Genomic DNA, 11,423 nt, shown 5'->3' on the forward strand with positions numbered 1-11,423 from the left:
TGGCCATTCAAATCAATAAAGGTCGTAACAACATCAATCTATACGCCGCAAATGAAGCGTAAGATCGTTTCTTTGCTAAATTGCTTGTTGGGCTGGCATCAGGACGACCACAAATGATCCTGCGATCGCTGATATCTGTCGCAATGTTGACGGCCGTGACTTGGGCCGCACCAGCCTGTGCCCAAAGTTCCGACTATGAAAAGGCAATTGCAGGAATCCTTTCCAATCCGCAAGCGGCGTTTGGCAGAATTGCCGGGCGAAATGATGCGCTTGGTGTTCTTGATCAGATGCTGATCCGGTTTGCGCTTGAGCAGCAAAGCTCTGAACGTGACCAAGTCATTTCTGAGTTACAGGATGCGTTGTTGGCGGCCGTTCCAAACGATCTTGATCCTGCAGTGAGGGAGCGCATTGGCACGCCGCCAAAGTTTGATGGTACTGCGCAAAGTCTGTTTCCAACCATCATTCTGGCATCTGTCAGCGGCGCCGCCATCACGCACCCGGATTTTTATGCCATTCCTTGTGCCGTCTTGCGTGTTGAACCAGCGTTTCTTGGCGCACTTGATCCTCTGTTTGGTGGGGCAGGGGATGAGAAAATCCCACGGGGTGGCTGTATTTGGGGGTGCGGCGTTTTGCCGAACTTCCCGTTGGCCGAAACCTCAGAATTTTTGGAGCAAAGCTATGCACTGACCGCATCAAATAGCTCCAAACAGATCCTTGATGTGGTTAGGAAAACGCGTGTCTTGCAATCGGCAATGATCCGTCCTGAAACCATGTCAGATCGTTGGCCAGTAACGGGACTTCCGTTCGAGAACTGGTCACTGGTCATCCCAAGCAAGCAACAGGCATATGACAGGATTTCAGAACTTGGTGCACGAACAGCCGAACTATTGGCGGCCTATTGGCGATCCGAGGGGGGGGGCTGATCCAGCGGCAACGCAATACGCAACGCGGTTGTTGTTTGAGCTGACCTACGGTGTTGATTGCGACGGGCTGGTGCCGGAAAATGCGATCCGGGCAATGCTGCTTGGTAATGCATCTGCTGTGGCCTTCGCTGCCCTTCCATCCATCCCGAGTGTAGCGATGCTTTACATGATCAGAGCATGCGGTGGCGTTGGTCCATCGGCACCTTTGCTTCATGCTGTGGTCGCACGCGGCGATGTATTGCCGATCTTGTGGGCGCGGGGGTATTTCACCGATGTCGAGGCGCGCGACCAGAACGGTAAAACCGCCCTTATGGCAGCAGCAGAACGCAACGATCTGCGTTCTGTGATCTGGTTGCTGGGGCACGGCGCAGATGTAAATGCCAAGACAAATTTGACGGGTCCGGCAGAGGTGCCAAAACATGGTGCGCAGACAGCACTTCACTATGCCGCTTCTTCCGCCAGTCTTGAGGTGATTACCCGTCTGATGGCTGCAGGTGCTGATCCCTATAATGCTGATGATGAAGGGTATCGTGCGCTTGATTACCTGACCGGTTGGGCACAGGGTGGCGGCAACAGGGTACTTCCGCGTACTGATTTTGTGCAGGCGGAGCGGATGTTGGGTGGCTAATTTGAAGTTGGCTGCGCTCAGCACTTGGCGAACGCAAAACGGCGCGATAAAACAGTGCCATGACAATACAACAACCAGATAAAGGCTGCATGTCGGTTGACTTGCGCCAGGGGAAAATCCCGGAGAAAACGGTGTTTGTCAGTGCGATTGCGCTGGTGGATGCCGATCATCGTGTGCTGATTGCGCAGCGCCCGGAAGGCAAGTCGATGGCAGGGCTGTGGGAGTTTCCCGGTGGCAAGGTTGAGCCTGGTGAAACGCCCGAAATGGCGCTTGTGCGCGAGCTTAAGGAAGAGCTTGGCATCGACATCACCGAAAGCTGCTTGGCACCTTTTACCTTTGCCTCTTTCACCTATGATGATTTTCATTTGATGATGCCGCTTTATTTGTGTCGCGTCTGGAAGGGAGAGATCACGCCGATGGAAGGGCAGCAGGTCAAATGGGTGCGCCCGGTGCGGCTCGGCGATTATCCGATGCCGCCGGCTGATGTGCCGCTTGTGGCGATGTTGCGCGATTTTCTGTGAGCCAGCGGGCGCACCGCGCCGTATGGTTTGCAGATCGAAATTCAATTGAAGTTGTGGGGATGTAATGTCTGATCCGGTCCGTGCCTGTTTGATTATTATCGGCAATGAAATCCTGTCGGGCCGTACCCACGACAAGAACCTGCCCTATCTGGCAGAAGAACTGAACAAGATCGGTGTGCGCCTGTCTGAAACGCGCGTCATCCCCGATATCGAAGACACCATCATTGCAACCGTCAATGAATGCCGGGCGAAATTTGACTATGTCTTTACCACAGGCGGCATTGGCCCGACCCATGATGACATCACATCAGAATGCGTTGCCAAGGCATTTGGCGTTGATATTGAGCTTAATGCGGACGCCCATGCGCTTCTGAAAAGCCATTACGAAAATCCCGAAGACCTCAATGAGGCGCGCTTGCGCATGGCCCATGTCCCGGTCGGGGCGGAGCTTGTGCAAAACCCGATTTCAAAGGCGCCGGGTTTCCGGATGGAAAATGTTTATGTCATGGCCGGTGTGCCGATGATCATGCAGGCGATGTTCCAGGGCATCAAACATCAGCTGATCGGTGGCAAGCCGATGGTGTCGCGCTCTGTCGGCGGCTACATCCCCGAAGGCACGATTGCCAAGGTGCTGGCAGAAATTCAGGGTGATTATCCCGAAACCGACATCGGGTCTTATCCGTTCCTGCGCGAAGGCAAGCTTGGTACGACACTGGTCGTACGGGGTGAAAATCCCGATGACGTCAATCAGGCATCCGAGCGCATTCGCACGGTTATTATCGATGGCGGACGAGATGTCATCGAAGATACCGGTGAAGTAAGCGCCGTATAAGCCCAAGACCCAGCCAAAGCGATCAATTGCGTTTGGTCAAAGAACCAAGTGCAAAGCACGTCTAGAATTGTTCTGACCTTTTGGGAAAAGAACATGAATAGCGACACACCAAATCACCCACTGCCGGACGGCGATGATCCACGTGCGAGCAAGGCATCACGCGAAGCGCGTTCGATTGTGCGTTTTATGATCGAACACACGGCCTATGGCGGTGTGGGCGCGTTGGTGTTTGGCGCACTCGTGCTGTTTTTCGATATTGGTGGGATCTATAGCCTTGCGATGTCATCGCGTGATGCGCCGGTCTTTATCTTTTTGTTGTTCTTTGGCCTGTTCATCACTTTTGGCGGCATCAGTCTTGGCATCGGGATCATGACGCTGGGCGGGTTTTCCGATGACGATCGATATCGCGATGAACGCACACGTAATCGCGATGATGTTGACCGGAAATAAGAAAAAGGCGCCATCAAGGCGCCTTTTGCAATGATGGGGTCAGGATGCCTTACGGGCGATCCGCACCGGTTTTCTTGGCGATTACACGCGCAATGATCATGCCGATGATCCAGCCTGCAAGCGGGACGATGAAGATATAGTCAAACATCGGATGGCTAAAATCACCACCGGATGCCGCCAGAATGAAACCGACCCAGCCTGCGGTCAGCAGATAGCCCATGATCTTGAAATAAACGCCATTGGACATGCCCTTTTTCTGGGGCTGATCCGGGGTGCTCGGTTGGCCTTTATCGGCAGACATCCTGATATCCTTGTTGGTTGATATTCTTGCTGTGGGAAGCGGGTTTTACAGACTTAGCGTTCAAGTGTCAGGGCATCAGGATCAATGCGTTCCTGCCAGCCTTCACGCACCAATTCGGGCACGACGTGATCCTGTTCCGGATAGCCGATGCACAGATAAGCAATCAGTCGCCAGTGATCAGGAACCTCAAGTGTCTTGCCAACCACATCAGGTTCAAGGATAGACACCCAGCCAACACCAATGCCCTTAACGCGCGCGGCCAGCCACAAAAGCTGTACGGCGGCAACGGCTGAGTAATCGAGCATTTCCGGCATCGTCTTACGACCAAGACCCATACCCGCCTCGGTCTCTTCGTCGGCAAAGACGGCAAGTTGAACCGGCGCCTGATCCATGCCCTGAAGCTTCAGCGATGCATAAAGCTTGGCGCGTTCACCGTGATAGTCATTGAGCGCCTCGTTATTGGCGCGCTCGAAACTGTCGCGGATGGATTTACGGCGATCCGGGTCGTTGACCTTTACAAAGCGCCATGGCTGGCAATTGCCAACCGACGGGGCAAGGCAGGCTTCCTTGATCAGGTCATTGATGTCTTCTTGCGGGATCGGATCGGTGCGGAAGCGTCGCACGTCACGGCGCCAGAGCAAAAGATCGATAAACTGCTTTTGAAAAGCCTGGTCAAAGACCGGTGGGCTCAACTCAGTATCTTGGTTGGTGCTTTTCGATATCGGATCGGTTTGCGTCATGGCGCGGGCCTGCTGGTATTTGGCTATATCTGTTTTCTGCTCTGCACCCTACCTGTCAGCGCTGCGAACGCCAATAGCAAGATGCGCCTTGATGCCGACATCTGTGAACAGGGTATCGTGTGAAGTCGGCCTTTACCCTAGAACGGCACATCAATGCTGAGCAGCCCGGTATAGTTACCGCGCGGAATTTCATAGGTTAATTTGCGCCGGACCTCAAACCGAAGCTGTCCGGGGAAGTGTCCCCATTCCTGTGTCACCCCGCCACCAGTATCAAGATAACGGTTGGTACTTTCAATACTGACAAAGGGCTGCAGGGTTAATTGCGACTGGAACATGTCACGCGACAGGGAAAATTCAGACCGCACACCTTCAACCGGATCGGACCCGGTTGCCAAATCACGGAACCCCTGAATGCTAAGATCAAAATTCAGCGGGTCATAGGCATAGTCCGACCCGACATAATAGCGGGTCGACCCGCTGCGCCCGTAATTCTGGTTCAACAGCGAGATGGTTTCTTCCTGCCCGGCAAAGGGGATGATGCGGTGATTGCCAAATGACAATCGATAGCGGGCTTCAAGTGCTGCATCAAACAGGCGTGTGGTCGCCGTGCTTCCGGCAATCAGCCCGCCATCAGTTGCCCGCCCATCGCCAAGATACTCGCGTGCGGTGATCATGTCGCCTTCAAGCGACAGGCTAAGTGGTACAACGCCAAATTCATATTCCGAGCCAAAGCCGATGGAATTGGAAAGCGTGGTGCTTTCAATGGTTTCGGCATAGGGCAGGTCATTGGGAACGGTGCCGATCGCCGATTGGCGGATTGTGCTTTTGCCAAGGCTGACACTGCCGCGCAGATTAAGCCAGTCGGTCACGCGGGCAACGAAATAGGGCGACAGGGCAAAGTTGCTTTCGCGGTAACGCAATTGATGTTTGCTGCTTTCGCCAAGGGTGCTGCCCCATCCCGCCCCAAGGCCAAGCACCAGCCCATCGCCGACAAGGTAATCAACACCACTATCGATCGAAACCGTGTCACCACTCAGTCCCGGATCATAACCCGATCCGGTGACGCGGTTTTCAAGATCGGCCTGATTGCCGACAACCCAGATGCTGATCGGCACACGTACGGTGCGCGATTGAGTTGGGAATGTTCCCGCCGCACTGTCAAAATCAATCTTGCGTGCCAGTGATGACAGGGCTGCGCGCCCGCCAAAGACTTCGGACGGGGTCGTAACACCGGATCCAAATTGCAGGTTCTCGGTCGCCTGCTCGGCGGGTGGGATGAAGCCGTCAAACAGCAACGGGGCCAGTGTGCTGTCATAGATATCCTTATCCATCTTGTCATACAGACGGTTCATATGACGACGGCGATTGTTCGCGCGATTAAGAGTTTCACTGCGCAGGATCGGTGGGGCAGGGCCAACACCATCATCCTCGGCAAAGGCCAAGGTGATGATATTTGGTGTGACACCGCGGGAAGCATAGATCGCAGCAGTGGCGACACATACCGTGGCGGCCAGTATGGTTTTCGTATGCCTGTGCATGAATATCTGCGCATTGGTTTATGAGCGCAGACAACTATGAGCAGCAAAAGTGCAGGGAATGTGGAATGAACCGGGCAATCTTGCCCCATTGCGCAGTGGGGACGCCCGCTTAGTTGCCGATGTCTGGCAGATCGGCAATCGCGCAATAGGATGTTGCACCGATCAGAAAGTCGCGCTAGAACCCTGATCTGCCGGTTGGAAGGCCGGTTTTCACACGCTTTGCGGGCGTGGCGAAATTGGTAAACGCAGCGGACTTAAAATCCGCCGGCCCTAAAGGCTTTGCCGGTTCAAGTCCGGCCGCCCGCACCATTCCCCTAAAAATGTAAACATCCCCAAAAGCCGCGTCGGCATGAAATGGCCATATTACGCCATCGTTTCACCGATTTTTGCAGGCATAAGGTTCATTCGTCGCTTTGTGTGCGGATCGATACAGTCCGAAACAGGCGTGTTTCATCCTGTCTGAAATCAGGAGATTGCTGATGATCCATCTTATTGCTTTTGGCGTGATTGCCATTGCGGCATTGACGGTGGCCTGATCGGCCACCTTACGCAGTGCGGAGCCCGTTTGGGTCGGGGTACATCCTAATTCGATGCAGCGGTGAGTTGTTGGATGATCGGAACCGGGTCAGCAATGGCCAAGTGGCGGCGCAGATGACGCATGTCGACCTTGGTTTCAGGGGATGTCGCAAAATAGAATGTCTGGGTCGCAACTGGCTGCTTGCTGATGTACAGCAACTCGCCAAGTTCCGGATAGGTGTGCATCAGGGAATCGGCGACGGCCTTTTCCATGAGGCCGGCATCTGCACGCTGGCTTGCGATCATGCGCAGGATGGTGTGATCATCAACGACTTCAATGGTTTCTACATCTGATCTGCGACTTTCAAATACATCGCCATACCAATAACCCGCGCCAACCGCGATGCGGTGGTCCCAAAGCTGGTTGGCTTCCAGCGGGTAGTTCTTGTGCGAGATCAGGATGGTGTCGCTGACAAGGATCGGGAATTCGTAATTCAGTCCATAGGTGGTTGCCTGGCCGGCCTCGGCGCAGAAAATCACATCAACCGATCCGTCGCGTGCGGCATCAATCGCGCGTTTCCATGGATAGACTTCGATCTTGACGTCATAGCCAAATGAGGCAAGCAGGTCGTGGACATAGTCGACCAAAAGGCCACCCGGATTGGCGCCATCGACCACATAGGGCGGCCAGGGACTGCAAGATGCGACAACCGGGACACCTTTTTCCCGGACGCTTTGCCCGGGGATGGCATCAACAAGATCGCAATTAACAGAAAGCTTAGCGTTAGAAGGGTGCGCTGCATCCGGTGGTCCAATATTGCATTTATCTGATGTGTATGTATGGGCGTGCTGCACCCATTGTTAGCCTTTACCTGTCCGTAAGAGTGTCTCATTACGCAGGTGAAACCAGAAGCCTTTGAAAAGGTGCGCAAACATGCAGTAATTCAGCAAAAAATAATTTTGCCAGAAACCTAATCTTAAGGGTAGGTTTCGATGTTTGGCTGCTTCTAATATGCATTTATCGTCTGCGCTGTGACGAAACGCACATAGGAATTTGGTTTACCGGATTTAAATCGGTTGGGCCTAGGGTCAGGACCAAGAACGAGGCAAAGTGCGATTATCGCTCGGAGTTGAAAGAGATCCCGTGAACATGATCGAGAAAGAACTGGACGAAGGCCCGCGCAAAAAAGAACGGATCGGCAAATATGTTGCCCCCGAAGAGCGTGCGGCAAATATCGTCAAGCAGCTCGATGATTTCCTGCGCAAAGGTCCGCGCAAGGGGCTCAAATATTCCCGTTGGCAGCAGCTGGCCTGGTACGAGATCGTTGATGAGATCAAACGTGCCGAAGCCGCCCAGAAAAATCAGGATACCCTGACAAAGTCGGCTTTCTTAAGCCTTGCGATCGGTTTTGGTACCGTTGGCTTCTGGGGGCTGGTATTGATGGCTGGAAATGGGCTTGGCGGGATTGCTGCGGCAATCATCGTTGTTGCCGGGCTGGTCGTCTGGCGTGCCATGGCCAAGGCCAAGTGGTTTAAATAACTCTATCTGTCGGACATTGTGATGAACAAGGAAGCTGCTGAAACGCTGGCCATTCGCGCCATTGCCCATATTGCCGGTGATGAGGAGCTGCTTGAAGGCTTGGTCGCGCAAACCGGTATGGGGCTTGAAGACCTGCGGGCAGGGATAGGCTCGAACGAGGTTCAGGCAGGGGCGCTGGAGTTCCTGTTATCACATGAGCCGTTTCTGATGCGCTTTGTTGAGGATTCCGACTATGCGCCCGAAGACCCGGCGCGTGCGCAGATCATTCTGTCGGGTGGCCCGATCTGGCAGGACTAACGGAGCCCGAATGCCGGTGATTTAGCCTGCGATGAATTCCGGCGGGTTTGGGATATCGGCCAGTTGGTCGGTGCGCAATAATCCGAAAATTACCGAATCCCGAATGCCGATATGGGTTTCCCATTCGCCGCGTAATACGCCTTCGCGGGTGAAGCCCAATTTCTCAAACGTTTTGATTGATGCATGATTGTCCGGGTCGATATCGGCAAAGACCCGGCGTGCATTGGTGTTGGCAAACAAATAGCGGATCGCGAAATGAAGCCCGCGCGCGGCATAGTTATGTCCGCGCGCCTTGGGGGTCACCATGCAGGCGGCTTCCCAGACATTCTTGTCGCGCCCGACATTATAAAGCGCAATGCGGCCAAGTGCCGGGCCGTCGGGCGTTTCGCAAATCACCCATGAGGTCGCCTCAAGCCCCGTTGTCCAGTTACGCAGCTTGGCGATTGTTGCATCCAGATCGGCAAAAGCTGGTTCGGGAAGCCAGGTGCAACATTCAGGATCGCCAAAAATAACGTGCAATGCGGGGCCATCGGCCACCGGGTCAAGGGGACCTAAAAACATGTGGGGCTCTTTGAGTTCAGGCAGAGGTGGCTGGTGAGCGTGTGCTGATCAGCTCATGAACGGAAGCGGTGCGCCGCCATAGACATAAATCCAGACCAGAAGAGCGCCGCCCAAAAGGACGCGATAAATGGCAAATGGCGTGAAGCTAGATCGTTTAAGCCAGCTCATAAGAACGGCAATCGCGATCAGTGCGGTCAGGAAGGAGAGACCGGCTGCCAGAAGAATGTCTTCGGTAAGCGCAATGTCGCCGCTTTGATGCAGGTCGAGGCCCGCCAAAAGACCGGCACCGAGAATAACCGGGATCGACATCAGCATGGAAAACTGTGCTGCGTCTGAACGCTCATACCCCATGAAGCGCGCAGCCGTCATGGTGATGCCCGAACGGCTGGTGCCCGGAATAAGGGCCAGAACCTGTGCCAGGCCGATAAACAAAGCACCGCCCCAACGCATATGCTCGAGCCGGTTGATCGTCATGCCGACCTTATCGGCAATCCACAACAGGATGCCAAAGCCAAGCGTGGTCCATGCGATGATCTCGACCGAACGCAATTGTTCTTCGATGCCAGACACCTTCAGATAGAAGCCAACGGCAATAACCGGGATGGTGGCCAGAACAATGTGAATGGCAAGGCGTGCGCCGGGATTGATGCGCCCGGTAAACAGCCGAACGAATCCGCCGAGCATGGCGAACACATCACGCCAGAAATAGATCAGAACCGCTGCCAAAGTACCAACATGCACAGCCACATCTACCAACAAACCCTGATCCGTGCTGCCGGTGATGGCAGGGGCAAGGATGAGGTGGCCAGATGAGCTGATGGGAAGAAATTCGGTGATCCCCTGAACGACTGCCAGAAGAATAATGTGCTGTAGGGTCACTCCGGCCTCTGTGGCTGTTCGCGGCAAAAACTCATCGCTTATAGCAGTTTAGCGCATTTGCACGAAATGCATAAATAGTACCATTTCGGTACTATTGAAACTTTATTGCGGTTCAAAATTCGGTTCAAATCCAAAAGACCAGAATTGCTGTGCGGATATTTAAGTCAATAAGGCTGACCTATAATGTATTTTGTGCTAGATTATTGCGTATTAGCCGCGTATACAGACCGAAACCCGCAACATAAAACCCTTTTAGAGGGCCGCTATGACAGAAAAGATGCTGAAGTTTGTTCATCTCGAACAAAAATATCCGCACAAAAGAGAAGCCGCTGCACGTCGCACCGACTTCAACGAGATTTACGAAGCGTTCGAGGATGACAAAGCCGCTGACCAGGCGTCGCGCTGTTCCCAATGTGGTGTGCCATTCTGCCAGGCGCACTGCCCGCTTTATAACAACATCCCTGATTGGCTGCGCCTGACCACCGAAGGTCGCCTTGAGGAAGCTTATGCTATCTCGGCAGCAACCAATAACATGCCAGAAGTCACCGGCCGCATCTGCCCGCAGGATCGTCTGTGCGAAGGCAATTGCGTGATCGAACAATCGACCCATGGTGCTGTTACCATTGGTTCGGTCGAGAAATACATCACCGACACTGCATTCGCGAATGGCTGGGTCAAGGCACCGAAGCCTGCCAAGGAAAATGGCATGTCGGTTGGCATCATTGGTGGTGGCCCGGGTGGCATGGCCGCAGCCGAACAGCTGCGCCTTAAAGGATATGAAGTTCATATCTATGACCGTTATGACCGTATGGGCGGGTTGCTGGTTTACGGTATTCCGGGCTTCAAACTTGAAAAAGACGTTGTCGAGCGCCGCGTTAAGCTTCTGGAAGAAGGTGGCGTTGTCATGCATACCGAATTCGAAGTTGGCCGCGATGCGACCCTTGATGACCTGCGCAAGAAACATGACAGCGTTCTGATCGCGACCGGCGTTTACAAGGCGCGCGATCTGAAGCTGCCGGGTGCTGGTCTTGGCAATGTGTATCCCGCACTTGAATATCTGACCACGTCCAACCGTCAGGGTCTTGGCGATACGGTTCCGGCTTATGAAGACGGAACACTGAATGCCAAGGACAAGAATGTTGTCGTGATTGGTGGTGGTGATACCGCCATGGACTGTGTCCGTACCGCGATCCGTCAGGGTGCCAAATCGGTTAAATGTCTCTATCGCCGTGACCGTGCAAACATGCCGGGCTCCCAGCGCGAAGTGGCCAATGCCGAGGAAGAAGGCGTTGAATTTGTCTGGCTGACCAACCCGGAAGCCTTTGTCGGTGATGACAAGGTAACCGGTGTTCGCGCGGTCAAGATGCGCCTTGGTGCCCCGGATGCCGGTGGCCGTCAGAGCCCGGAAATCATCGAAGGTTCAAGCTACACCATGGATGCCGACATGGTCATCCTGGCCCTTGGTTTTGAGCCGGAAGACCTGCCGACCCTGTTTGATGCACCGGAACTGGGTGTGTCGCGTTGGGGTACGGTCAAAATCGACTTCCGCACCATGATGACCAATCTTGATGGCGTGTTTGCTGCTGGCGATATCGCCCGTGGTGCATCGCTTGTGGTCTGGGCAATTCGTGATGGCCGTGACGCGGCAGACCGGATTGATGAGTATTTGCTGGCGCGCAAAGAAGCTGCTGCTTAAG

General features: G+C 54.1%; 14 protein-coding genes and 1 tRNA gene. 9 read left to right on the plus strand and 6 right to left on the minus strand.

What is annotated here, in order from left to right:
• Positions 1–113 precede the first annotated feature (113 nt).
• From ACMZ66_RS12075 to ACMZ66_RS12095, 5 genes are all read left to right on the plus strand, one after another.
• Positions 114–923 (plus strand): hypothetical protein, encoded by an 810-nt coding sequence (locus ACMZ66_RS12075; RefSeq protein ID WP_416937457.1) that lies wholly within the window; start codon positions 114–116, stop codon positions 921–923.
• Between the two features lie 31 nt (positions 924–954).
• Positions 955–1,551 (plus strand): ankyrin repeat domain-containing protein, encoded by a 597-nt coding sequence (locus ACMZ66_RS12080; protein ID WP_416937458.1) that lies wholly within the window; start codon positions 955–957, stop codon positions 1,549–1,551.
• Between the two features lie 89 nt (positions 1,552–1,640).
• A complete protein-coding gene (gene mutT / locus ACMZ66_RS12085) occupies positions 1,641–2,072 on the plus strand; it encodes an 8-oxo-dGTP diphosphatase MutT (protein ID WP_416937459.1) in 432 nt (143 codons plus the stop codon).
• Positions 2,073–2,136: 64 nt separating this feature from the next.
• Positions 2,137–2,904: a competence/damage-inducible protein A gene (locus ACMZ66_RS12090; RefSeq protein WP_416937460.1), complete on the plus strand. Its 768-nt coding sequence runs from the start codon at positions 2,137–2,139 to the stop codon at positions 2,902–2,904.
• Between the two features lie 93 nt (positions 2,905–2,997).
• The gene (locus tag ACMZ66_RS12095; protein WP_416937461.1) at positions 2,998–3,354 is read left to right on the plus strand and encodes a hypothetical protein; all 357 of its coding nucleotides are present in this window, start codon (positions 2,998–3,000) and stop codon (positions 3,352–3,354) included.
• 49 nt (positions 3,355–3,403) lie between these two features.
• Here ACMZ66_RS12095 and ACMZ66_RS12100 read toward each other — a convergent pair whose 3' ends face one another.
• The 3 genes from ACMZ66_RS12100 to ACMZ66_RS12110 all read right to left on the minus strand — a co-directional run bounded on the left by ACMZ66_RS12100 (position 3,404) and on the right by ACMZ66_RS12110 (position 5,933).
• Positions 3,404–3,655: a hypothetical protein gene (locus ACMZ66_RS12100; RefSeq protein ID WP_416937462.1), complete on the minus strand. Its 252-nt coding sequence runs from the start codon at positions 3,653–3,655 to the stop codon at positions 3,404–3,406.
• Between the two features lie 53 nt (positions 3,656–3,708).
• Complete coding sequence (bluB, locus tag ACMZ66_RS12105; RefSeq protein ID WP_416937463.1) at positions 3,709–4,395, minus strand: 5,6-dimethylbenzimidazole synthase; 687 nt, start codon at positions 4,393–4,395, stop codon at positions 3,709–3,711.
• 137 nt (positions 4,396–4,532) lie between these two features.
• Positions 4,533–5,933 (minus strand): autotransporter domain-containing protein, encoded by a 1,401-nt coding sequence (locus ACMZ66_RS12110; RefSeq protein WP_416937464.1) that lies wholly within the window; start codon positions 5,931–5,933, stop codon positions 4,533–4,535.
• Positions 5,934–6,154: 221 nt separating this feature from the next.
• Between ACMZ66_RS12110 and ACMZ66_RS12115 the strand changes: the two genes are divergently transcribed.
• Positions 6,155–6,242, plus strand: a tRNA-Leu gene (locus tag ACMZ66_RS12115).
• Between the two features lie 273 nt (positions 6,243–6,515).
• On the opposite strand, the gene ACMZ66_RS12120 is transcribed toward ACMZ66_RS12115, so the two are convergent.
• Entirely contained in the window at positions 6,516–7,127 is a 612-nt protein-coding gene (locus ACMZ66_RS12120) for a substrate-binding periplasmic protein (protein WP_416937465.1), read from the minus strand.
• Positions 7,128–7,599: 472 nt separating this feature from the next.
• Between ACMZ66_RS12120 and ACMZ66_RS12125 the strand changes: the two genes are divergently transcribed.
• A complete protein-coding gene (locus ACMZ66_RS12125) occupies positions 7,600–7,989 on the plus strand; it encodes a hypothetical protein (protein ID WP_416937466.1) in 390 nt (129 codons plus the stop codon).
• A 21-nt stretch (positions 7,990–8,010) separates the two neighbouring features.
• A complete protein-coding gene (locus tag ACMZ66_RS12130) occupies positions 8,011–8,286 on the plus strand; it encodes a DUF3572 domain-containing protein (RefSeq protein ID WP_416937467.1) in 276 nt (91 codons plus the stop codon).
• Positions 8,287–8,307: 21 nt separating this feature from the next.
• On the opposite strand, the gene ACMZ66_RS12135 is transcribed toward ACMZ66_RS12130, so the two are convergent.
• Positions 8,308–8,847: a GNAT family N-acetyltransferase gene (locus ACMZ66_RS12135; RefSeq protein ID WP_416937468.1), complete on the minus strand. Its 540-nt coding sequence runs from the start codon at positions 8,845–8,847 to the stop codon at positions 8,308–8,310.
• A 48-nt stretch (positions 8,848–8,895) separates the two neighbouring features.
• Positions 8,896–9,726: an undecaprenyl-diphosphate phosphatase gene (locus ACMZ66_RS12140; protein ID WP_416937469.1), complete on the minus strand. Its 831-nt coding sequence runs from the start codon at positions 9,724–9,726 to the stop codon at positions 8,896–8,898.
• 265 nt (positions 9,727–9,991) lie between these two features.
• On the opposite strand from ACMZ66_RS12140, the gene ACMZ66_RS12145 reads away from it, so the two are divergent.
• Positions 9,992–11,422, plus strand: coding sequence for an NAD(P)-dependent oxidoreductase (locus tag ACMZ66_RS12145; protein ID WP_416937470.1), 1,431 nt, complete (start codon positions 9,992–9,994; stop codon positions 11,420–11,422).
• The last annotated feature ends 1 nt before the right edge of the window (position 11,423 follow it).

It is taken from the genome of Thalassospira sp. (genome assembly GCF_048059015.1).
GTDB lineage: Bacteria > Pseudomonadota > Alphaproteobacteria > Rhodospirillales > Thalassospiraceae > Thalassospira.